This window comes from Shewanella sp. P1-14-1 (assembly GCF_001401775.1).
GTDB lineage: Bacteria > Pseudomonadota > Gammaproteobacteria > Enterobacterales > Shewanellaceae > Shewanella > Shewanella japonica.
The window spans coordinates 1-24,111 of record NZ_LKTL01000002.1 but is presented as its reverse complement, the minus strand read 5'-3'; the positions used below and the strand labels follow the sequence as shown (position 1 = coordinate 24,111).

The window sequence follows — 24,111 nt, the reverse complement described above, 5'->3', positions numbered from 1 at the left end:
GGTCTGTATTTGTTAACGAAAACTAATTAGGACAGTCATAAGCATTTGCTACAAAAGTCACTGATGTGGCAAATGCTTTTGGCTTATATAGATAAACAGTATTCGCACCGATTGTGATGGCTTCATTTCGTAACTGATTAAGCGCACCTTGGGTGAGATCTTTATTTGAAATAAATAAGTAATCATACCAATGGCCTTGGGATCCCACTAAGGTTCCTTTTAATTCGCAAACGTCCATATCCCCTTGTTCAGACCATAAAATCGCAATAGCTTCAGTTTGAGGGGTTGGGGTCGTTATACAGCCTGTTAGTCCGATAATCATTACCAGTAATAGCGATTTTGTATAGCTAAACGACGGGATATATTTCATTATTTTCTCATTCAATGGCTGTTCAGCTGGAGGAAGCTATACTTATAACGTTAACGCACTGATTAAATTATTCAAGTTGGTTTAGTGGTGATAATAGCTAAATAATATGGAGTGGCAAATGAGCGCGATAGATTTTGGTCATGAAACAATTATCAAATCCACATTTGCGACAGTGCAAAGTGGTGCTTTTAGCGGTGATGGCCAGCTATCACTGACTGCAACACGTTTGTGTTTCGAAGCGTCGAATAAGATTTTTGAAATGGGCCCTTACGAAATCGACTTAGCCGACATTCATAAAGTTGAAAAGTGCTGGGGCACTGGTGGCGGTGTATTACCCGTGACTGCTGATGCCATTAAAATAGAGCTTAACAATGATAAACATTACAAATTCATGGTGGCAGACTCAGAAGCCTGGATAAACTTGTTATTGCCTAAGTAGAAAAGTGGACTGTATTGTTTGCGATTGAATTCATTGCGAAATAGGCAATAAAAAAGCTGAATCTAGGATTCAGCTTTTTTGTTTTACCTGCTTAAGGCATCATATCAATTAAGCAAATGCATCTTGTAACGGCGGTACAACTTGCTTTTTACGGCTTAGTACGCCATCTAACCAAACTTTGTTGTCTGCTAAAGTTTTACCGTAAGCTTTTTCAACAATGCTAGTGTCATCTGACACGACTAACATTTCAGAGCCTTCTTTCATGATATCGGTTAGCAGTAGTAATACGCTATGACGGTTGCCTTCAGCTTTAAGTGCAGCAATATCGGCTTCTAACTCGGCTTTGATATCATCAAATACTGATAAATCGATGACTTCTAATTGGCCAATACCAACAAGATTACCGTTCATGTTGAAGTCTTTAAAGTCACGCATAACAAGGTCGCGCGCTGGAGTACCATCGACTGCTGATTTCACTTTGAACATTTCCATGCCCACAGCTTTGTAATCTTCAATACCCGCGATTTCCGCTAATGCTTCAACACAGCGGATGTCTGCCGTGGTGCAAGTTGGTGATTTAAAGATAACAGTGTCGCTTAAAATTGCGCACATCATGATGCCAGCGATATTGGCTGGAATCTCAACTTGATAGAAGTCATACATCATCTTGATGACCGTGTTTGAACAGCCCACTGGGCGGATCCAACATTCAAGCGGTGTTGATGTGGTTAAGTCACCTAATTTGTGATGATCAACAATACCGACAATGGTCGCTTCGGCGATATCATCTGGTGCTTGGGTAAGCTCAGAGTGATCAACGATGTAAACTTCTTCACCTGCATAGCTTTCTTTGAACTCTGGCGCTTCAAAGCCAAATCTATCAAGGATGTAAGCCGTTTCAGGTGAAAGCTCACCAAGACGGGCTGCAATTGCAGGCTCATCGATTTGATTTTTTAAGTAAGCTAGTGCGATTGCACCGCAGATTGAATCTGAATCTGGGATCTTGTGACCCACTACATACATTGCCATTTGAAACGCTCCTATAAATTTGCAGCGATTTTAACAAGAAATAACCAAGTGACCAATAACTAAAAAGCTGGAAGTATACACCTTGGGAGATATTTGAAGGTGAACACGGTATTTGGGCTGATATTAAACGGAATTCGATTGAGTGATGAATCAGTAATTAGGCCCTTGAGATTGGCCAACATTGAACATCTTGAGACCGTAGATAAGAGTTGTGCATGATATATAGAAGGTTTAGGTGTCGCTGGCGAATAAACACCAGCTATATCTCAATGATGAGCGCCCTAGAGTCAGTGTTAATTTGGCAAATTAAGCATCGACAAATATAACTTCGCCTGTAATAAATCCATCAACTGAGCGCTCAAATGCCTTGCCGACTAACTTACTTGGTACAGGCTCAAAACCTGGCATCATTTCGCCGTAAACATCCCATGCTTCTTTAAGTACAGTAGGGTTGACCACGTTAATGCGCGTGTTTCTTGGCATCTCAAATGCAACACATTTTACGAAGGTGTCGATAGCGCCGCTAGTTGTTGCATCTGCAATCGCATATGGGATAGGTTTTACATTTAAAATCCCACTAATTAGGGTAAATGAACCACCATCAGCAATGTATTTTTGTCCAATGCGAACAAGGTTAATTTGTCCCATCATTTTGCTCATAACAGTAGTCATCCATTGGGCTTCTGTCATATCAGTAAAGCTTGCATATTCACATAAACCTACCGTATTCACGACAGCATCAAAGTGGCCGACTGCTTCATATAAACTCTTGATTGATTGTTCATCAGTGATATCAACAATATGGTCAACATTGCCAGAACGGCCTGCTGTAATCACTTTATGATTTCCCAAGCCTGTTAAAGCTGCTTGTCCCATTTTGCCTAGCGCACCAATTAATATAACTGTTTTCATTTTACTTACCATTGATTGAGTTAATTTGTTGGAAGTACTTTAGTTGATTAATAAAACAAACAGAAACAATCATTATTTGTAAGTGATACAAGAAAAATTGGTCGATATAATTTATGCTTGATACACGCAATTTACGACAAAGAATGAAAACGAAGAGTAACTAGGTGTGAGTAAATTAGATCGATTAGACATAAAGCAGTTACGGGTTTTTCAGGCATTGATTCGAGAGGAGAATGCATCAAAGGCGGCACATCAACTTGGCTTAACTCAACAGGCTGTAAGTGAGCACTTAAAAAAGCTTAGAGATGTATTCGATGATAGGTTGTTTGTGCGTAAAACGAATGGCTTTGTCCCCACGCCTTTTGCACAAACCTTGTCAGTTGGCGTGGATAAACTTCTTGTTGATTTTAATTCATTAATTGCAACTACCAGTTTTGAGCCAAGCACTGTGAAAGGCACGTTTGTTATCGCTGCAACGGATTATGCTCAACAAGTTGTGCTACCAAAACTCATTGCGAAGTTAAGGCGAGAATCACCTTATCTTAAAGTGATTGTGCGTGATTTTGAGATTGATAAACTGCATGATTGGATGGAGAGCGGTAAAGTGAATTTAGCCATTGCTTTTCCAGATTATATTCCTGATAGCTACCCAGTGGTGAGATTATTTAAAGAGTCTCATGTTTGCGTTGCTTCGTCGCATGCTGCTATCACTCAATCTCAGCCTACTTTGGCAGAGGTTGCGAGCTATCCAACCATTATTGCTTCACCTTCTCGCCCTAACTTCAAAGGTTCAATTGATACTTGGTTTGCGCAGTTTGGTTTAAAACGCAATGTGGTCATTTCAGCGCCGTGTTTTTCGATTGTACCAATGTACTTAAACACAACTGACTCCATCGCTTTTTTGCCTTCTAGAGCCATTAACAGCTTAGATTTAGTTGAAATTCCGTTAACAGAGACACCTGAGAGTTTTGATGTTATCGCAGCTTGGCACCCAAGGTACAACGAAGACCCTTTGCAAAAGTGGGTGGTATCACTGCTTGATGTTGAGTGATATTGAACATGACGTTAATAGGTGTTCAAGCTTGAAAAGGGTTAAACGGTAACTACGCTGAGTGAATATACATTAAGGGAAAGCAGGTTTCCCTTAATATCTAGGTTTTAAACTAAAGCTATCAACTGCTTAATGCATAACCCCCTTTTAAATGAGCGACATTATCAAATCCTAAGCGTTTCATTGCCTGTGCCGCGATAAATGAGCGGCTGCCACTGCGGCATACCAATACCCATTTATGTTGTTTTTGATCTTGCTGCTGTTGAATAAATTGCACTAAGCGAGTGAGCGGGACGTTTTCGTTAGAGTCGTCGGTATGTTGCAGAGCATATTCATGGGGTTCACGAATATCGATTAAAGTGACATTTTCTTGCTGTAATGCAGCGTTCAAACTCTGATGGTTGTATTCAATAATTGATTGCCCATTTAATTGATCGTCAGTTAGTGCTCCGCACATGATTTCGCTGCCGTTTTGATCGCATAAGTTGCTATCTAATTCGGCTTTAAGGCGCTCAAACTCGGTGACATGTAACTGGCCATTTAAAGTGTTTCTTAATAGTGGGTTACGCCCACATTCTGCAGATAGGTGAGTGGTGAATTCATTGTTGTAGTCATGACTTGCGCAAATTAAGTTATTACTGCCAATCAAGCTGTGTAGTCGTTTTAAGCTTGAAAACATGTCGCTTGCACTGCTCGAGGCAAAGTTAGTTCGCCCTAAACTGCCCATTAAAATCGTGTCGCCGCAAAATGCGAACTGGCATTGGTGCTTTATTTGATTAATGTTGGTAAATGGCTGACACAGTAGTAATGACATACTGTCAGCGGTATGGCCTGGCGTTGGCACATTTACCAGCCATTGCTGACCAATTTTTATGTATTGTAATTGGACATCATCAACTGAATTCGTGTCTTTTGGGCTATGTTTTGGGCTATGTTTGGGGCTATGTTTTGGACTATTTGGGGAGCTATGTGTCTGGCAATCTTGCGGCCAGCCTAGCAGGTTTGTTTGCTGAGTGGGTAAGTGTTTGTCAGCAAGAAAAGTACGCCCTGATTGGTGGTCTGCATGACCGTGGGTGTCGATGATGGCGACCAATTCTAACTGTTGGCATTGTAATAGGGTATCTAAACGATCGTTAAGCTCTGGCAGAGGATCGATGATAAAGGCTTGTTTACTCTGCTGATCGGCATAAACCCAAGTGCAATTTGAGCCTGAACGAAGCTGAACTAAGCCGTTAACTGGCTGCTTTTCATCAATCTCACCAGTGTCTAATATCATGCAGCTGTGGGTAAGTGCTTTTGCTGCTGATTGGATACGTGAGCAAGCTGCATTCACTTGTTCTTGTGTCATTGCAGGGCCAAATGACATTCGAATAGCCGACTCACTTTGCCAAGCTGGTAACCCCATCGCATCAAGAACAAAGCTGCGAGTGACTTTAGATGAGCAAGCTGAGCCAGAGCTTACGCGGATATTGGCGGCGTCAAATAAGTCCATGATCTCTTTGCTGCTAAATCCAGCAATAGCAAAATTAATTGTGGTTGGGACACTGTTTTCAATACTGTGATTAAACACAACCTCAGGGAAGGCGCTTTTAAGCGTATCTATTAATTGTGTTTGGTACCCTCTTAATGTATTGATATCGGCAAATTCACTGTGCTGCTGATTCAATAGCATCTCAAAGATGACATTAATAGCAGCCATGCCTGGTAGGTTCTCGGTGCCTGAACGAAGGCCGCTTTCTTGGCCACCTCCGGCAATAATCGATGTAAAGGGCGCCGATTGACGAATATAAACAAAACCAATGCCTTTAGGTGCATAGAGTTTATGCCCACTAAATGGGGCGTAATCGATTGTCGTTTGGGCAAGCTTTAATGGGGTCTTACCTAAGGCTTGTACGCAATCCACCATCCAGAAAATATCGTTATTTGCAGTGCGTATGATCTGCTCAAGTTTGCCTAAGTCCTGATAGACTCCGGTTTCATTATTGACTGCCATCGTGCATATCATGAGTGCATTGGGCGCTTCAGCTGCAATAAATTGGCAGTCCAAATGACCTAAACGATCAACTGGAATGGCTTTTAATTCTGCATTAATACCTAATATTTCATTCCAGTGTTTTAAGGATTCTGGCACGGCTTTATGCTCGGTTGCGCCATACAATAAACTGTACTTTTTGCTTGGCTCATCCTGCTTATCAATATTGAGTCGTTTTTTGGCTTCCACTAACGCTGAAATAATTGCTGTTTGAATCCCTTCTGTTGCACCACTAGTAAAGATGACTTTGCCGTCGTCTGCACCGATAACTTTTTTAGCGTTGTTGCGCGTTGTTTCCATGACATCTTTGGCTTTTAAGCCAGTGATATGGCTACTGCTTGGATTACCAAATAACACTCTCATGCTATTTAAAGCGGCTTCAGCAGCTTGGGGTAATACAGGGGTAGTTGCATTGGCATCAAGGTAGATCTGGCTTAGCGGCGAATGATTTTTCATGGGTAGCGGCTCATCTGTTGATTAGTTGTTATATAGCTTTTGGTTATAACTAATTTCATGAGGTTATATTAGCAGTTTGTGATTATTGATCAAGATCACATTTTTATTTGCTGAAAAATCCACGCTGATATTGTCTGCTGGTACAAAAAGACATTCTTATTTCTAAATGTTACCGATAACAGTATTTTCTAGTAAGGTGATAAAAATCAGAAAGACATGGCGTTATGCGAGAGGGAGAAAGTCATTGAAAACAGCAGAACAACAAGAAGAAAATACCCTGTTTGTGATTCTAGTCAGTTGTGTGGCTACCATAGGTGGTTTCCTGTTTGGATTTGATAGTGGCGTGATTAATGGCACTGTTGATGGGTTAAGGTCGGCGTTTGACTCAGACAGTATGGGAACAGGCTTTAATGTGGCGTCAATGCTATTGGGCTGTGCGGTAGGGGCATTTTTTGCCGCGCGTTTAGCGGATAAATATGGACGACGAGCCACACTGGTTACAGCAGCAATCTTATTTATTGTGAGCGCTTGGGGATCAGGTATTGCTGACAGCTCAATGGCATTTATTGTCTACCGTATCTTGGGTGGTTTAGCTGTTGGCGCAGCCTCGGTTATGACACCTGCATATATTGCTGAAGTTGCCCCTGCACGTTATCGTGGGGCACTGGCGACTGTGCAACAAATTGCAATCATCACAGGGTTATTTGCTGCGTTTGTTAGTAATTACTTTTTAGCACAAACCGCTGGTTCGTCGACGGACAGTTTTTGGCTGGGATATGATGCGTGGCGATGGATGTTTTGGATAGAGTTGGTGCCAGCAGGTGTGTTTTTTGTGGCATTATTTTTTATTCCTGAAAGCCCACGTTTTTTAGTGACAGTTGGACGTAAAGAGCAAGCGATGACGGTCTTAACTAAGCTATACGGTAGCACTGTCGCTAAAACCAAATTCATGGAGATTCAACAGTCTTTAGACTCTGATCATCAACCTAAACTGGCAGACCTTATTGATAAGCATTCTGGCAAAGTGCGAAGTATTGTTTGGGTAGGGATTGGATTAGCCACTTTTCAACAGTTAGTGGGCATTAATGTGGTGTTTTATTATGGCGCTGTGTTGTGGCAAGCGGTTGGTTTTTCGGAATCTGATGCGTTGTTGATTAATATTATTAGCGGTGCGGTCAGTATTGCAGCCTGCGTGATAACGATAAGTTTGATCGATAAAGTGGGTCGTAAACCATTTTTAATGACTGGTTCTATTGGAATGGCTGTGACTTTAGCCTTGATGGTCTTTGCTTTCGCATCGGCACAGGTCGATATCAATGGCGATTTGGACCTCGGTGAATTAGGCACATTGGCGTTAATTGCCGCAAATGGTTACGTGTTCTTTTTCAACTTGTCTTGGGGCCCTGTAATGTGGGTGATGTTAGGGGAAATGTTCCCAAATCAAATTCGAGGCTCGGGTCTTGCGGTTGCTGGGCTTGCGCAGTGGGGCACTAACTTTGCTATTACGATGACCTTCCCGATTATGCTGGCATCAGTGGGCTTAGTGGGCGCTTATGGTTTCTACTGTATTTGTGCTGTGCTATCGATTGTGTTTGTTGCGAAGTATGTATACGAAACAAAAGGTCGAGAATTAGAGCAAATGCAGGGATAAAAGGTAAGCACGCATAGTGAAGGGCGTGAGTGTCGTAATCAGAATGATTTACCCTTAAACATATAAGGCCACGATGATGTGGCCTTTTTGTTTGAGAAAGTCCGTTTATATTTTAACTTTAATGACGACTTTTCTTACTGGTACTTCTGTGTCCAGAGTGCCTGGCATATGAATATCACCAGGAAAGAATAAGGCAAACATGCCAGCTTTTAAGGGAATGAAAGCGGCATCTTCTTTATTTGATTCATAATCAAATTCAGTAAAGTCATGCTCTTGATGGTAAGGCGCCAACGGTGTTTGATTGGCAAGGGGCAAATAGCCAAACTCTTCTTCACCACTCACAACAAACTGCACATCAATATATTGTTGATGAACTTCAAAAGGTTCTGTTTCTTTCGGTTGAGTATGGTAGTCGTTAACAATCACAAAAATATCTTTTCCATCAAGCGGGTATGTGCCGACTTCAACTTGAGTAAAGTCTGTTTCTGCTAAATGGGTTAAGGCTTTTGCTAATCTTGGACTTAAGCCGTGATATAGCGAGTGATGAGCAAGGCTGTCGACAACCATAGTGAACTCTCTGAAAATGAATGAGTCATGATTATCGCTCATTCATTTTGTCGGCGCTATGATTTATCTACAACCAGTAGGGTTACGGAAATAAATTCAACCATGAGGTGGTTTAACCTGCTGACAAACTTAGTTAAGATGCAATGGAGCGTGAAACTCTGCATGGGTTTCATCCTTAAAAACCGATGGAAAATGGATTGATTCATAGGACGCTACGTGACTGCATTACGATTACTCGCCGGTAAAACAGCTTACCAACAAATTGAACAAAATGGTTTGTCTGCATCTATGTTTAGCCAGCTATTTGCTGCATCAGGTGGCCCCAAATGGATTGGGGTTGCTGGGCTTGATAAATATTTATTCGGTGAGTTTTTTGCTAATAGACAAGCGCCACTTTATACCATGGGAGCTTCCTCTGGGGCTTGGCGGCTGGCTTGTTTAGCACAGCAAGATCCATTAGCAGCCTATGCACGCCTCGAAGATCATTACATTGGTCAGCGATATGATCATGTTCCTAGCCGACAAGAAGTGACCGAGCAAGTTGAACGTATTATTGGTGGTATTTTGGGGGAACATGGTGCCCTTGATATTGTTAATAATAGAATGATTCAAAGTCACTTTGTGGTGTGTAAAGCCAAGCACTTAAATGCCAGTCGTTCAAAGGGGAAGTTAGCATTAGGTTTGGCGGCGACAGCGCTAAGTAATACAGTGAGCCGTCGCAGTTTAGGTTGGCATTTTGAACGGGTGGTTTTCAGCCATCAGCAGGTAAAATCGCCTTTTTCTCAGTTGTCAGATCTCCCTACCGAGCATGCGCAGCTGACACGCAATAATATTAATCAAGTACTGTTAGCAACAGGCTCTATACCTATGCTATTAGCACCAGTGAATAAAATTAATGGTGTGTCAGATGGAGCATATTATGATGGTGGCATTACCGACTATCATTTTGATATGCCAACCAATGAGCCGGAAGGATTAAGTTTATACCCACATTTTTATCCTCATATGAGTCCTGGGTGGTTCGATAAATCCCTTAAATGGCGAAGAGCACGTCAGCATTATCACAATGCGTTGGTATTAACGCCTTCTCAGGAGTTTATCTCGTCGCTACCTTATTCAAAGATCCCAGACCGTGAAGATTTTAAGCAGCTAAGCAGTGATAGGCGAATTGCCTATTGGCGTGAAGCATTGAAACGCAGTGAGCAGCTGGGAGAGATCTTTGCCTCAATTGTAGATAAGCAATCAATAATGGATGTGATTGAGCCGCTTTAGTGCGTGTTAACTTGTTAAACTGTCCATTACGATCCCGATCATTAAATTGTGATCATCTAATGAAACTATTTCGTAAAATCTCCTGTCTAATTATTAACCAAGTTGTGAGTCTTGTGATGAGTTTTGCGATTGCCTTGATGGTAGTATTTAAACAGTAACCTCAAGCAATACAAGGCGGTATTACAACTAATCATAAAGTGTGATAACCACTTAGCTGGCTGGAAAACTCCATTTTGCCTGCTACACTTTATTATCACGATATGAATGACAACTTGTTGATTTTTATTGGTCCTTGATAGCAGAAAGCTATCGAATCTGCAGCATTCTGTGGCTTAAATAGCCTTATAGGGAATTGGTGAAACGCTGTAGTTTGGAGGTTGCAATGCAAACGATAGAAATGGCGTTACTCATCCAAGATACTGTGCTTCTGCCTGGTGGTCGTCAAGAGCTACGGATGGTCACACCTAATCAATTATTGATGGTGGCCAATGTGCTCAAAGGCCATTATCGATTAGCGCTAGCTGCGTCAAAGAGCAACAGTTTTCCTCCATGCTACGAAACTGCAACCGAATGTGAAATCATCGATTTTCATCAACTTGAAGACAATTCTCTCAGTATTGTTGTCGAGGGACGTCAACGAGTAAAAGTGCTTTCTGGCGCGCAATTACGCGATCAAAGTTGGATAGCTAGAACCTTACCTTGTCAAAATTGGCAGCATGAACCCATTGCTGAAGAGTTCGAAATCATCAGTGCTGCACTTGAGCAATTTTATGAAGTGAATCCAGATTTACTGGAGTTATACAGTCAAACTCATCTTGAAGATGCTGCATGGGTCAGTCAGCGTTGGTTAGAAGTCTTACCTATGTACAATAAAGATAAGCTGCTGTTAGTTGAGCAGCCAGATTGTCATAAGACCATGGATTTTGTACTGCAATTATTAAAATCTCATGTGGATGTGTAATGCGGATAAGCTAAAACATGTTTTTTCTTTAGCTGATAAGGCTTTGTTGGGTATACTGTATCAAAATGTAGCTATATAGTATTTTACATGTCTGCTGAACATGCTGCCAAAGCCGCACAACCTTCATATATTGTTTTACCGCAATCTCAAACAACGCCGGAAACTGTGCTGGCTTTTTTAGTTTCTCATTTTAAGCAAATTCCAGAATCAGTGTGGATAAAACGTGTTGTTGAAGGAAAGGTTCACTGGGCAGATGGCGAACCTGTAACGCAAACAACAAAGTACCGCCCAGCGACTCGAGTGTATTACTACCGCGAGGTTGAGAGCGAAACAAAAATACCGTTTCAGCAGCAGATATTGCATCAAGATGAGCACTGTATTTTAGTCTTTAAGCCTCATTTTTTGCCTGTCACGCCCAGCGGTAATTTTGTCAATGAGTGTCTAATCCATCGCTTAAGAATTGCAACGGGTATTGATACGATTTCTCCTGCTCATCGGCTTGATAGGCCAACAGCTGGGGTAATATTAATGACTGTCAATCCAGAATCTCGACATGCTTACCATGCTCTGTTTACTGATGGAAAAATTAATAAACAGTACCAAGCAATTGCAAAACTCACCCCCGAGCTTTTAACGCGACATGAGCAAGGGAAGTTAAGTTTACCCCTTAAATGGACTGTGAAAAATCGTATGGTGCGTTCAACACCGAGCTTTTTGATGAAAATCACCGAAGGGGAAGCTAATACGCATTCTGAAATCAGATTAATCGCTGTTAATGGTTCAAGAGGCTTGTTTGAGCTGAGTCCTATAACGGGAAAAATGCATCAACTTAGAGTGCACATGATGTCATTGGGTATGCCATTAGAAAACGATACCAATTACCCAAGGCTACAACCCAAATCTGCTGACGATTTTACTAAGCCGCTGCGCTTAATCGCCAAGTCACTGACATTTGAAGATCCATTCAGTCAACAAATGATGTCTGTCAATTGTGAAGGCTATGATGCTGAATTCGGCTTAGGTAAAAATTGATAAATGGTTTGTTGATGAATTGACAAGCGTGGCTCGTTTACAAAGGACTAATTGCACATGGAAAGAGTGAAATGTTGCGCAATATTTATAGTGAGTTTTTTCGTTTTAATTTTTGGTTTTAAAGCGTTAGATGAGCTAGTTGCTGAAATGCTTATTAAGCGTGACGCTCAAATACTGTCTGAAAAATTGACCATGTATATTGAAGATACTGCAATAGAACTCAAAAGTTTACCGGCAATTAATGATACCTATGTTTGTGACAGCCAAAATGAAGACTTGCTGACTAAGTCGGTATTTAACTCCACATTTATTCGTTGGCTAGCTGTGATGGATCAATTAAAAGTGATTTGTCGTTCGCAGATTATTCCCCGCCACGTAGAGAAGTTAGTCAGACACCGAATTGGCCCAGATGTAAAATTGGCTGTACTGAATCAGCCAGACTCAGATGTGCACGAGTTATTCCTATCATACGAATCAGGTAAAAAGCAGTATGTGGCGAGCATTGTGCCAATGAATCCTCGTTATTTTATCCCTGTAAATTGTGAAGATTGCCTAGAGTACACCATCACTATTGATGGCATTTATGACTCGTTAGCAGCAGTGCCTGTAATGGAGTTTGGCTTTGAACAGTTTGAAGGTGACCATGTCATTTTAGAAGAAGTGGTTCATAAAAATGAATATTACATTGCCAAGTTTAGCCTGTCTGGCAATGACGACTTTTTTGCTCAGTATAAATCGTTAAATTGGCTGTATAGTGCGTTAGTTAGTTTTGTGGTGGCGTTGGCGTTATCAATTGGCTATTGGTCTTGGAAACAGTCTTATGGTTCAACTCGAGCTCACATAAAAAGTGCTATCAAACATAAAGAGTTTATCCCTTTTTATCAGCCTGTTATTGATACGCAAACAAATGAAATCGTTGGTGTTGAAGTATTAATGCGCTGGCGTCAATCAAGTGGAGAGTTGATCCCACCAAACCAATTTATTCCCTTTGCAGAATCTGATGGGTTAATTGTAGATATGACCTATTCGATGCTTGATGTTATGGCTGACGATATTGAACAAGCTGGTGAACAAGTTAAGCCGTTATTTATCAGTATTAATATTGTTCCTGAGCATTTAGAAAGCGATCAACTTTACTTGTATATTAAGGCGCTTAAAGAGTCTGGTAAGCTAGGTAAACATCGGATTTCGCTAGAAATCACTGAGCGGCAACCCATTACAGACTTAGCTAAAGCCCGCGCTATGCTAGATAAATTTTATGCTATTGACGTTGATTTAAAGCTTGATGATGCCGGAATGGGATATGGCGGTTTTAGTTATGTGCAAAACCTAGGTATCAGTACCCTTAAAATAGATAAAGCTTTTATCGATACCATTGGTGTAAAAGATAACTTTAATGAAAAAACCTTAGATGCAATTATTTCTTTTGCCAAAAAGTCGGGCTTGAGCGTCATTGCTGAAGGGGTGGAAACTGAGTCTCAAATTAGCTATTTGAAAGTGCAGGGCGTGGATTTAGTTCAAGGTTATTTTTTCTCTAAACCACTAGAAGCAAAAGATTTTTTTAATGCCTATCAGAATGTCTGATGATTGGGTTTTATTTTAGCTAGATGGTTTTTGATAAAAACGATAACTGATGTTTTCCAGCGTTAGTGATTAATGTTGGGATACACTTTAAGAGGTTTGCTAGTGTTCAGTTACTGGTGTCGAATGAGATAATTAAAAGTGCCTAATTGTAATTTGCTGGTAGCGAGTAAGTAATGACTATTATTTGAATTAAGTCTTTATTTCAAAGGACGTTGTGTGATGCTGATGTTCGGTTAAACTGAATTATCTGGTGCTTTTCACATACTGAACTGAAAGAGGTTAATTTGAGTCAACATCACTTAAAGGGATTACCTGTTCCACTATCAGTATTGGCTGTCATGTCATTAATCTGTGTAGTCTCGCAAGCCTCAGCTGAGCAGATTTATTTTAGTTTTGATAATGATGTGATTATTGGCTCAGATGGTGATTACTCTAGTGGTATTTTACTGGGGTGGCATGCAACACCTGAGCAAGATTTCTCCTCTGCTTCTACAGCTTTTCAATGGCAATCAGCTTTATTATTTCCGCAACAAAGCCAGCAAGTTCACCGTGGGGCAAAGCTTTATAGCCGTATGTGGACGCCTACTGAAATCGCTTATGACTTTCCTCAACCTGAAGAAAGGCCTTATGCTGGCTTTTTAGAATTAGAAAGTTATACCGGTGTGTTTAGTTCAAGCCTTGCACAAAAAAACTGGCTGAGTTTGGGCGTTGTTGGCCCTGCATCTGGCGCAGAGTACATGCAATCTTTTGTACATAAAATTACCTCATCGACGACGCCTGAAGGCTGGGATTACCAGATTGAAAATCAGTTGACGTTGCAAGTCGCTTACGAGGTGGAGGCATTGTTGTTTCGTCAGCAAGCATTCGAAAATAGCCAATGGGATGTGAGTGTATTTAACCATACCATGGCAGGTAACTTTCGTTCTCAATCTAGCCTTGGGTTAACTGTCCGTTGGGGCGATGAGCTAAGCCAAACATTTGGTCAGTTATCTAGCCAAGCAGGACACTTTGGCGATTTTACTTCTTCAGCTAATCAATATGGAAGCTGGATGGCCTATGCCAGAATGCAGGCTGGATACCGCTTTAATGACTTAACGATTGAAGGTGATCTTCCCTATGAATCGCCGCTTGAAATTAACAACCAGCAAGCTCAAGCAAGCCTAGGTGTCATTTGGGCTTTTCCCACTTGGTCAGTGCGCTGGAGCTTTGACTTTTACAGCAAAGAGTACAAATCTGATGTGGACGACTGGCACGGCTATGGCGTGATTAGTTATAGCAAGGTGTTGTAAAGAAAATACAATTATAAATGCCCTTAACACAATGGACAGGAATACAAGGTGTTAAAGGCTTTTATACATTAAAGTCACGTCCATGTTTACCGTATTAGATGTTTTACCACACCTAAAACTGATTATGCATATCGTTTAACGCTTGGTGTAGCATGTCATCATCGTTATCTTGATTAATGTCACTTTGCTCTGTTGGCGCATCAATGACGCTGGCAGCATCATGATCTGCATGTTGCGGGTGTTCTTTATGCTCGTCATCTAATGGGTTTTCAAATGCATCGACTTCAACAGTATCAAGCATGTCTGCTTGTGGATCAGCAGTGTTAAGCTCATGCATTGTTGGCAACCCCGCTAGGTCTGGAATGCCTATATCGGGTTTAATCTCATCATGGCTTAATCCAACCATCTGTAAGTAATGATCTATGGGGGCACTTGCTGTTGCACTCATTGTCGTTGTAGCAGGTGGTTGTGATGTAAGTACTGGCTCAGGTTCAGCGTGAGCAGAGACATCATTTGAGGGCTGCTCAGTATTTTCTTGTTTAGTATCAAACTGTTCAGCGCTATCCTGATTAAAAGCATCTGGCTCAGTATTATTATCTGTTCCATCAATAACAACAGCGTTTAAGTCTATGCTGACCTCTGCAATGGCATCACTTTGGGGAATATCATGAGCATCGGCGGCAAGGGGAGGCGGAGGCGGTGCGGGGTGACTAAAGGTTGGGGTCACCGTCATATCGAGCACTTCAGAACCTAATGTCAGCTTACCACTATGGCCTGGTCCACGGCTTAATATGCTCACTTGAACATGCATGATGACATCATCATGATGTGATCCCTGCAGCGCAACCTCAAACTTATCCTCGTGTACGCCAACATTGGTGGCTGAGCCATGAGGACCTGTATGAGTATTAGCATGTTCTTGATAGTTCAATTGTCCCGTTTTGGGATTAATGGTCAGTGTTCCCCATTGGCTGGTATAGCTAGTTTGATAGTGACCATTAACCAGTATTTTCCAGCCTTGCTGAGCCGTAGGGACAGGAGTTTGTGTCGGTATTAAGGTCGGGACTCCTAAGGAGGCACCAATTTGATGGCTGCCTGGCGGGGCTGTTACGACGATAGGTTCAGGCTTAGCGCTTGCAGCAATATTGAGAGCAGAGTTAACGTTGCCATGCTCATCGGTCATAATCGCTCTGACAATACTACTGGGTGCAACTTCAAGGTCGATACCATGAGCTAAACTATTGGCATCGAGTACATGGTCAACGCCATTAATACTCAGGTGTTCGCCGACTTGGGCATCAGCTGCAGCGTGCACTGTTGCGGTCACTGTTCCTGCGTGACCTTGAGCTATTTCGGCTTTACTGTATGCGTTGTCACTGCCTGGGTTTTCAAAGGTAATGGTTGGCATACCGACTTGTGTGTCGCTGCTATAGTGCATCACTTGTGAAGAACTAGCCGAGTTACCTGCGCTGTCAGTGGTTATAACACTCGCTGTTATCGATGAACTCGATGCTAGTTCAGTGCCTGCGATGTTGACGTTAAAGTGGCCACTGGCATCAACGGTTGCACTATAGCTATGTTGCCCGACGATTAGACTGACACTATCACCTTGATGCACATCACCACTGACTTGACCTGTCACGCTGATATCCGCGCCACTCTCTTGTGCGTTAATCACATTATCGCTAGTGATAGGATCAAGTTGAATAGTTGCGCTGGCTTGAGTATCAATTTCAATATCGAGTACTGATGATACCGCAGGTAATATTGATGATGGTGCTAGGGCTTTAGCTGAGAGGTTGTGAAGCCCTTCAGCTAAGCTCGATAAGGTTGCGTTGAAGTCGCCGCTAGCATTAGAGAGCGCATGGCCAACTGGGGTATTTCCGTCGTAAATAGTGACCTTTGAGAACGGAATATCAGTATGACCAGTGATGGTTGGTGTGGTGTCATTGGTTAAGTCATCATGATTGCTACTACCAGAGTCGCTAGTGGAGCTGAGATCGATACTAACGTGATTTGCTGGTGGTGTAACCACAATATTCCCTGCTGGTATTGTGTTACTGACTAAAGGCTGATTAGGAACACTACTACTGATGATAAGGGTACCAGCTGTAGTACTACTTACAGTGGCCTCGGCACTAAAGCTGATAAATTTGCTCGCAACGCCACCATGGTGATCACTCACTTGAACTTCAAAAACATCAACACCGCTATAGGTTGAAGTCGCAGGGTTGTAGTTCATCTGTGCGACAGAGTTGTTTTGGGTATAGATGTATGCGCCGCTGTCGGGGTCAATAGACAGGCTACCGAACTGTCCGGTTACCAGCGGCGCTGAGAAGCTAAGCACATCACCTTTGTCGACGTCGGTCGCCACTAAATTCCCTTGAGTGTGGCTGGTTTGATTAATGGTGAGCACTGGTAAATCGTTAACGGCAGTTACGGTTAGCACCGCAGTATGGGCTGCGGAGTCTTGATGGCCGTCGCTGGCAACGTAGCTAAAATGCGCATCGCCATTGAAGTTTGCCGCTGGCTTGAAAATTAGCGTATCAATATCATTAGCGCTAATGGCTTGCCCTTGTGTTACAGCATGACCATTTAACCATAATGAGCCAGTAGCCGGATCGGGGAGCTGATTAATGCTTAAATGATCAAATGCATCACTATCGCTATCTTGATAGCCAAAACTTGCCGCAGTAAATTGAAAGTCAGTATCTTCTGCTGTGCTGGCTGTGAATGTTTGCACCCTTGGCTGGTGGTTGGCATTGATATGGATATCTAGCATATTTTGACTATTGTCTTGATAGTCGCCATGGGTATCAACAACACGATAGATAAACCCCGGCGCGTCGCCACTGAAGTTTGGATCGGGTGTAAAGGTATAGTCACCATTACTGGCTATAGAAATATGACCAACACCTTTGATATCTTCCCCTTTTCCTACATGAACGGTCACATATTGATGGGTCGTTGGATCTTTAAACTGCAGATCTTGTAATACTAACTGCGCACCGTCATCCACGTCGGTAGCACCTTGCAGTAAGTTACCCGTTACGGGTCCACTAAACTGCGCTGAATTGGCATTAAAGCCATGAATTATGGGTTTATCGCTGGTTCCGACTATAACTACTTCAGCTTGCTGGCTTGACTGGTGAGCAGAACTACCAGCACCTTCTTGCAGTTGATAGTTGACCCAAATCTTGTGTTGAGCACCATTGGCGAGGTGATCATATGCTGCATTAGCAGGATCAACCTCCAGAGTATGCCCATCTGCGGCAAGGCTAAATCCAGCAGGAACTTGGCTGCTAAAAGTGACGCCATCGGTAGAATATTGCAGCTGAATAATGCCGTTACCTTGAATACCAGCGAAGAGATCTAGGCCTTGTGTCGCTCCTGCTTCTTGCAGTTGCAAACTAGGGGTATCGCTGTGCCCATGTATGGTAATTGCTATGGTTTGGCTAGCAGTGCCATCGGGTGAAGTCACCGTTATAGTGTCTGTTAATTGCTGCCCAGCGTTCAACATATTAACCAGGGGCGAGGCGTTATTAAGCGCATAATGCCAACTGCCATCTTGATCGACTGTGAGCTGACCATATTGACCGGATATTTGAGTATTACTGGCAAATTTATCTTCGCCTGCATCGGGATCAACCAAGGTCAACTGACCTGATATCACGCTGGTAGCCGAATCTTCAGTAATTGAAGCGCTAGTGCTTGATTGTGTCTGTCCATCAATAGTGGCTGCATCATTGACAGGGCTAATATGCAAAGTGTTTGTTGCTTTGGTTGAATCTGCATGGCCGTCGTTAACGGTGTAAGAGAAATTCACATCACCATTAAAGTTATGTGTTGGCACAAACTGTAGTTTGCTTATATCGCCTGCCGCAATCACCTGATTGGCGCTAATCGCTTGGCCATCCAGCATAAATTTACCCTGCAACGGGTCGGGTAAGTCCGTTATGGAAACTGAATGTAGCGCATCTTTGTTATCTACATCAGTGAAACCAAACTGGCTAGCTTGCATTTGATAGCTGATATCTTCACTGCCGTGAACAAGTGTGTGAACATTTATGGAGGGAGCATCGTTAGTGCCGACCACATCAACGGTAATATTATGGGTATCGCCACCTCTTGAGTGCACTTGGTAAGTGACTTGCACTGTTTCACCTTCAGCAAGATGATTTAAGTTGGCATTAGGCACCGAGTAGGTCCAATCGCCCGCGCGGCCGATACTTAAATGGCCATGCAAAGGATCGCTGACTGCATGTACATTTCTGCTTGCAACAAACTCGCTCTCATTAGCATCAGGGTCTTTGACATTGAGTACTCCAGACACAGCCACACTCTGGTCTGCATCTCCTTGCACATGTCGATCTTCTTTAATCGCGCCGCTGTCAGTGCCGCTGAATGTGGCGGCATCGCCGACTGCTGCGAGGGTTGTTGTAGCACCTGTATGAGTGATGCCGCCGTGACCATCTTTAACGTCATAAGTAAACTGCACTTGGCCGTTGTAATCTTGCTCTGGTGTAAATACAAAATCGCCATCGGCATTGATTGCTATAACCCCATGATCAGCCTGCAGGTTTTCAATGCTAAGTTTGCCTGCATCATTGGTATCGACATCAATAGTGTTAGCCAGTAAATCTGTAGCGGTTAGAGTGATTTTGTTATCTTCTGTCCATGAGTGAAGTGTTACCGCAGAGGAGCAGTAAGGACGGTCATTATCGCCATGAATAGTTACTACAATGTCATGAGTTGTGCCGTCTGCTGACTTTATTGTGACAGTATCGGTTAAGCTTTGCCCTTGACCGAGTTTATCAATTGTTCTGCCCGTTGAATCTTGCCCTATTGATGCGTAATAGCTCCAATCGCCATTGGTTTGTAATATTATCTGGCCATAATTACCATGGTAAATGCCAGTTTGAGCGTGGGCTTCGCCGCTATCTGCATCGTTGATATTTAGGTGACCGTCGGTATGGATCTGATCATTCCAAAGCTTACCAATATTGCCATGTTGATGATCGGGCGAGCGATCCCCCACTGAACCATTAGTGACTGTTCCATCGGCAGCAGTAAAACTATGCCCTTCATGCACATCGCCAGTGCTATCACCGCTAAATGTTGCGGCATCTTGTGAGGCTGTTAAGGTCAGCCCAGCCTGAGTATGGGTGACACCACCATGGGCATCTTTGATGTCATAGTTAAATTGCACGGCACCGTTATAGTCTTTTTCCGGCACGAAGCTGAATGTTCCATCTTTATTATCGATAACCGTTCCATGATCAGCCACTAAATTGGCAACATCCAATTGACCGATATCGTTATGATCAACATCTGTCGTATTAGCCAGTAGTTCAGACTTATTTAATTGAATATCTGTATCTTCAATGCCGGGGGCAAGTTTAACGGCAGCAGAAACCACTGGTGCATCGTTGGTACCGTGAACTGTGACGGTAAGTAATTGACTGGCGGTGCCATCGAGAGAATGGACTGTGTGGGTCTCTGTGAACGATTCCCCTGCGCCTAGCTTTTGTACTTCATCGATGGAATTATCAATGGTGTAGTTCCAGCCTCCATCAGCACTGATTTTGAACTGGCCGTTGTGTGCAGTATTGATAGTTTCAGCTTGCAGATAAGATTGGTCGTGGTCTGGGTCTACAACTTGCAAACGCCCGCCAGCATAGAGATTGGTCACACTAGCAGGTACAAAATTTTCTTCCGTTATATGTTGCGAGGCAGGTAACATATTCGGCATCGACACATGGATTTGCGCATTATTATCTTCACCGGTCACTTTGACCATAATGGTCAGTGTTTGACCGTCACTGGTTTTTATCTCATAAGGAAATTGTTTCGACTCACCAGCATGTAAACTCGCAACAAGGTCATCAGCGTGACGATTTAATGCGCCTTCTAATCTAAATTGGTATGAACCATCAGGCCAAACAGTTAGATTACCTGGGGCATACCCTTGTCCTATATATTGCCCACTAAATGCAAACTGGGTGTTGTCACCAGTATCTGGGTCCACTAACTGTAACTTGCCACCATAGCCGTGTTGCGCGCTATCAAGCGCTTGTGTTTCAGTCATTTGAATAACGTTAGCTGCAAGCGTGGCTTTATCATCTGCGCCGACCATAGTGATGGTTGCGACAGCGGGCGTTTGTCCACCATGATTATCGTCAATCATGTAATGCACCACGATATCGGCCTTCTCACCAACGCCGAGGTGCTGAAATACTTGGGCATGACTATCAATGATAAGCGAATGGCCATCGTTGGCTACAGTTACACCTTGCGGTAGTGCTCCGCTACTGCCTTCAAATGAAGCCAGTATCTGGCTAATCGATAACGCATCGCCATCAACATCGGTGGCACTGCCGAGTAGATTAACTTGGTACTGCTTATCCGTGTCTTCAGTGAGGGTATCTGTAATGGGTGTTACGTCTGGATTATCATTAACCGCAGAAAGCGTGGTCGATGCGCTTGTATGCGTAACGCCGCCATGTCCATCTTTTACGTCATAGGTGAAATGAACTTGGCCGTTATAGTCTTTTTCTGGTGTGAATGAAAAGCTACCGTCTTTATTGTGTTTAATTGAGCCATGATCTGCATGCAGATTCTCAATGGTCAGTAGTCCTGCGTCATTATTATCGACATCGATTGTATTGGACAGGAGTTGCGCTGCAGTGATGGTTTGGCGAGTGTCTTCAGTGCCAGCATTGAGAGTCACCTCTGATGAACAGTAAGGACGATCATTACTGCCATGAATGGTGATCACTATGTCGTGAGCTGTACCATCTTTTGAATAGATGGTTACAGTGTCGGTGAGTGCTTCTCCTTTACCAAGTTGATCAATTGCTGTGCCTCTATTAGTCGTATGTCCACCTTTAATTCGGATGTTGCCAGCATCTGCATAATATGACCATGTTCCATCTTCTCGCAGCATTAAGTCACCGTATTTACCGGTATAATTAAATCCTAGGCCGCGAGAGTCAAAGGTTGCTTCACCTGCATCAAGATCGGTAATGGTCAGTGCACCACTGACATAAAGCGGACTGCGTCCGAGAAGGCTCATGCCTGGCTGAGCATAGTCTGGCGACATATCTTGTCCAGCAGTTCCCTCGGTGACATCGCCAGTATCAACGCCACCAATAATGGCTTTATCATCACTGCCATTAATAGTAACTGTTATGGATTTTTCTGTGCCATCTACAGTTCGGACGATGATGGTATCTTTGAGCGTATCTTTGCTGGTGAGCGCCTGAATATTAGGGCTATTATTATCAACAACGTATTGCCAATGTCCGTTATTATTTATTGAAAATTGACCGTAAGCTGCGTGATTAACATCCACAATAAATTGGGATTCACCGTGATCGATATCAGTGGCGACGAGCTGGCCTTGTGCGACTAGATTTCCTTGGTGGTTATGAGTGTCTTCTTGAAGCACTGCAGAGGTATCGCCGGTGATCTTAGCGATGTCATTGCTGCCATGTATATTGACTTCAATTTTGTGGCCGGTGCCATCAATTGAGTGGACTACAAATACTTCTTTAAGCGCTTCAGTTTGAGATAGTTGCTGTATCTGAGGTTGATTGTTGTTAGCAATGTACTGCCATTGGCCATTATTACTGATAACAAGTTGACCGTACTGCCCTTGTTGTAGTCCTGAAGGGAATAAATCTTGGCCGCTATCTATATCGGTAATGGTCAATTGACCTTTGGTTATCAGTAGGCCTGAACTCAGTGTGTCCTCAACGACAACACCCGCATCTACCCCATTTATATTGGCTAAGTCATTGGTCCCAAGTATTTGTATTTGAATACCATGTGGAGTGCCATCGTGACCTTTAATAAAGAACAAGTCATCAACGGTTTCGCCACTTTTAAGACTTTGAACTGCTACACCTTGATTATTGAGTGCATAATGCCATAGCCCTTTGTCGTCGATGTGTAATTCGCCATATTTGCCTTGTAGCGTTTCAGGCTTGAAATGCTCATCGCCAGTATTAGGGTCGAGAATGTTCAATTGTCCTGTCGCTGTTTGTTTAGTGCCGTCTTCTTTAAATAGCGCGACATCAGTACCTGTGATGATCGCAGGCGTGTTATCACCGACAATGGTGGTTGAGATAGTATGCTCGGTACCGTCAATGGATTTTACGGTAAAGCTTTCGGTTAGCTGCTGCCCATGGGGTAACTTGATCACATTAGCATTGTAATGATCGACTGCATATTGCCATTCACCATTTGGCTTAATCGTTAAAAAGCTCCCATAAGCACCTGCTATTACTTGTGATTGAAAATGCGCTTCTCCTGTATCAACATCAGTGATGTGAAGTTGACCATTAGCGTACAAAATATTTGGAGCGCCATAAGTATTTGAAATAACTCCATTATTTGTACCTGAAATAACAGCGTTATCATTGGTGCCATGAATATGAACACAAAGAGTTTGTTCAGTGCCATCAGCAGTTTTGATTATCACCGTATCGGTAATTTCATGCCCTGCATTAAGAGATTGTATTGCAGTTTGTTTGTTGTCTGAGGTGTATGTCCAAGCGCCAGAAGGGTCGATAGTAAAATGGCCATACTGGCCAGTGAGAGTTCCAGCGATAAATTGGGCTTCACCTAAGTCGGGATCTGAAACATTGAGCTGACCATCTGCTCTCAACTGTCCTTGGAAAAGGTTTTTATCTTCAGTGACATCTAATGTGGAAGAACCTGAGATAACTGCTTTATCATCTTGGCCATTGATGATGATTTTTATTTGATGTTCGCTGCCATCGATAGATTTAACAACTATCGTATCAATTAACGACTCACCTGTTTTGAGTTGATTAATTGCAGGTTGATTATTATCAGCGGTATAAGTCCAGTGACCATTATTATTGATGGTTAATTCGCCAAATAAACCTTGTGAAGCATTGGCCTGAAACTGATTATCTCCAATATCAGCATCTTTTACTGCCAACATACCGTCTGCATGTAAAAAGCCAGCGTGTAGGTTTTTATCTTCAACTAGCGAAACGATTGATATACCGCTGATGATGGCTTTATCTTCGGTTCCATTAATATTTATCTTGAGAACTTTCTCTGTGCCATCAATCGCATGCACATATAGTGTTTCAGTTAGCGTGGCTCCAGCTTTTAAGCCTTGAATGGCGGCGCTGTTATTATTAGCAGTGTAGACCCAATGGCCAAGCTGATTAATCGATAAGTAGCCGTAATTACCTTGATAGCTATCGGCAACAAATTGGTTTTGGCCGTTATCGATATCAGTAATGGTTAACGCACCATCGACCCTTAATAAACCTGAGTGAACGTCTTTATCTTCAGTGAGTGTTGCAGTTGAAGTGCCTGCAATCACCGCTTTATCGTCAGTACCGTTAATGGTGACGGTGACTTGTTGTTCAGTGCCATCGACGGAATGCACCAGCAATGTGTCAGTTAATGATTCACCCGTTTT

At 42.8% G+C, this 24,111-nt stretch carries 14 protein-coding genes; 8 read left to right on the top strand and 6 right to left on the bottom strand.

What is annotated here, in order from left to right; translation table 11 throughout:
* Positions 1-22 precede the first annotated feature (22 nt).
* Positions 23-370, bottom strand: a complete 348-nt coding sequence (locus AN944_RS01230; RefSeq protein WP_055022769.1) for a DUF4156 domain-containing protein — start codon at positions 368-370, stop codon at positions 23-25.
* 118 nt (positions 371-488) lie between these two features.
* Here AN944_RS01230 and AN944_RS01225 point away from each other — a divergent pair, with 118 nt between their 5' ends.
* Positions 489-809, top strand: coding sequence for a hypothetical protein (locus AN944_RS01225; protein ID WP_055022768.1), 321 nt, complete (start codon positions 489-491; stop codon positions 807-809).
* 108 nt (positions 810-917) lie between these two features.
* Here the strand turns inward: AN944_RS01225 and AN944_RS01220 are convergent, their stop codons facing one another.
* Together AN944_RS01220 and AN944_RS01215 are read right to left on the bottom strand one after the other, a co-directional pair.
* Complete coding sequence (locus tag AN944_RS01220; RefSeq protein WP_055022767.1) at positions 918-1,838, bottom strand: manganese-dependent inorganic pyrophosphatase; 921 nt, start codon at positions 1,836-1,838, stop codon at positions 918-920.
* A 306-nt stretch (positions 1,839-2,144) separates the two neighbouring features.
* Positions 2,145-2,750: a short chain dehydrogenase gene (locus tag AN944_RS01215; protein ID WP_055022766.1), complete on the bottom strand. Its 606-nt coding sequence runs from the start codon at positions 2,748-2,750 to the stop codon at positions 2,145-2,147.
* Positions 2,751-2,916: 166 nt separating this feature from the next.
* Between AN944_RS01215 and AN944_RS01210 the strand changes: the two genes are divergently transcribed.
* Positions 2,917-3,801 (top strand): LysR family transcriptional regulator, encoded by an 885-nt coding sequence (locus tag AN944_RS01210; RefSeq protein ID WP_055022765.1) that lies wholly within the window; start codon positions 2,917-2,919, stop codon positions 3,799-3,801.
* 121 nt (positions 3,802-3,922) lie between these two features.
* Here the strand turns inward: AN944_RS01210 and AN944_RS01205 are convergent, their stop codons facing one another.
* The gene (locus AN944_RS01205; protein ID WP_055022764.1) at positions 3,923-6,289 is read right to left on the bottom strand and encodes an aminotransferase class V-fold PLP-dependent enzyme; all 2,367 of its coding nucleotides are present in this window, start codon (positions 6,287-6,289) and stop codon (positions 3,923-3,925) included.
* A gap of 244 nt (positions 6,290-6,533) precedes the next feature.
* Here AN944_RS01205 and AN944_RS01200 point away from each other — a divergent pair, with 244 nt between their 5' ends.
* Positions 6,534-7,940: a sugar porter family MFS transporter gene (locus AN944_RS01200; RefSeq protein ID WP_055022763.1), complete on the top strand. Its 1,407-nt coding sequence runs from the start codon at positions 6,534-6,536 to the stop codon at positions 7,938-7,940.
* A gap of 105 nt (positions 7,941-8,045) precedes the next feature.
* Here AN944_RS01200 and AN944_RS01195 read toward each other — a convergent pair whose 3' ends face one another.
* Positions 8,046-8,507 (bottom strand): YhcH/YjgK/YiaL family protein, encoded by a 462-nt coding sequence (locus AN944_RS01195; protein WP_055022762.1) that lies wholly within the window; start codon positions 8,505-8,507, stop codon positions 8,046-8,048.
* Between the two features lie 216 nt (positions 8,508-8,723).
* On the opposite strand from AN944_RS01195, the gene AN944_RS01190 reads away from it, so the two are divergent.
* The 5 genes from AN944_RS01190 to AN944_RS01170 all read left to right on the top strand — a co-directional run bounded on the left by AN944_RS01190 (position 8,724) and on the right by AN944_RS01170 (position 14,645).
* A complete protein-coding gene (locus AN944_RS01190; protein ID WP_055022761.1) occupies positions 8,724-9,779 on the top strand; it encodes a hypothetical protein in 1,056 nt (351 codons plus the stop codon).
* A gap of 382 nt (positions 9,780-10,161) precedes the next feature.
* The gene (locus tag AN944_RS01185) at positions 10,162-10,740 is read left to right on the top strand and encodes an LON peptidase substrate-binding domain-containing protein (RefSeq protein ID WP_055022760.1); all 579 of its coding nucleotides are present in this window, start codon (positions 10,162-10,164) and stop codon (positions 10,738-10,740) included.
* Between the two features lie 87 nt (positions 10,741-10,827).
* Positions 10,828-11,772 carry a pseudouridine synthase gene (locus tag AN944_RS01180; protein ID WP_055022759.1) on the top strand — a complete coding sequence of 315 codons (945 nt, stop codon included), beginning with the start codon at positions 10,828-10,830 and terminating at the stop codon, positions 11,770-11,772.
* 57 nt (positions 11,773-11,829) lie between these two features.
* On the top strand, positions 11,830-13,356 hold the full coding sequence (locus tag AN944_RS01175; protein ID WP_055022758.1) for an EAL domain-containing protein: 1,527 nt from the start codon (positions 11,830-11,832) through the stop codon (positions 13,354-13,356).
* A gap of 284 nt (positions 13,357-13,640) precedes the next feature.
* Complete coding sequence (locus AN944_RS01170; RefSeq protein WP_235530823.1) at positions 13,641-14,645, top strand: lipid A deacylase LpxR family protein; 1,005 nt, start codon at positions 13,641-13,643, stop codon at positions 14,643-14,645.
* A 112-nt stretch (positions 14,646-14,757) separates the two neighbouring features.
* Here the strand turns inward: AN944_RS01170 and AN944_RS01165 are convergent.
* A partial coding sequence (locus AN944_RS01165) for a VCBS domain-containing protein (RefSeq protein ID WP_055022757.1) occupies positions 14,758-24,111 on the bottom strand: 9,354 nt, incomplete at its 5' end.

Coding starts and splice junctions, on each gene's coding strand:
- AN944_RS01185 (WP_055022760.1), top strand. CDS start 10,162: ATGCAAACGATAGAAATGGCGTTACTCATCCAAGATACTGTGCTTCTG.
- AN944_RS01205 (WP_055022764.1), bottom strand. CDS start 6,289: ATGAAAAATCATTCGCCGCTAAGCCAGATCTACCTTGATGCCAATGCA.
- AN944_RS01180 (WP_055022759.1), top strand. CDS start 10,828: ATGTCTGCTGAACATGCTGCCAAAGCCGCACAACCTTCATATATTGTT.
- AN944_RS01215 (WP_055022766.1), bottom strand. CDS start 2,750: ATGAAAACAGTTATATTAATTGGTGCGCTAGGCAAAATGGGACAAGCA.
- AN944_RS01225 (WP_055022768.1), top strand. CDS start 489: ATGAGCGCGATAGATTTTGGTCATGAAACAATTATCAAATCCACATTT.
- AN944_RS01195 (WP_055022762.1), bottom strand. CDS start 8,507: ATGGTTGTCGACAGCCTTGCTCATCACTCGCTATATCACGGCTTAAGT.
- AN944_RS01175 (WP_055022758.1), top strand. CDS start 11,830: ATGGAAAGAGTGAAATGTTGCGCAATATTTATAGTGAGTTTTTTCGTT.
- AN944_RS01220 (WP_055022767.1), bottom strand. CDS start 1,838: ATGGCAATGTATGTAGTGGGTCACAAGATCCCAGATTCAGATTCAATC.
- AN944_RS01230 (WP_055022769.1), bottom strand. CDS start 370: ATGAAATATATCCCGTCGTTTAGCTATACAAAATCGCTATTACTGGTA.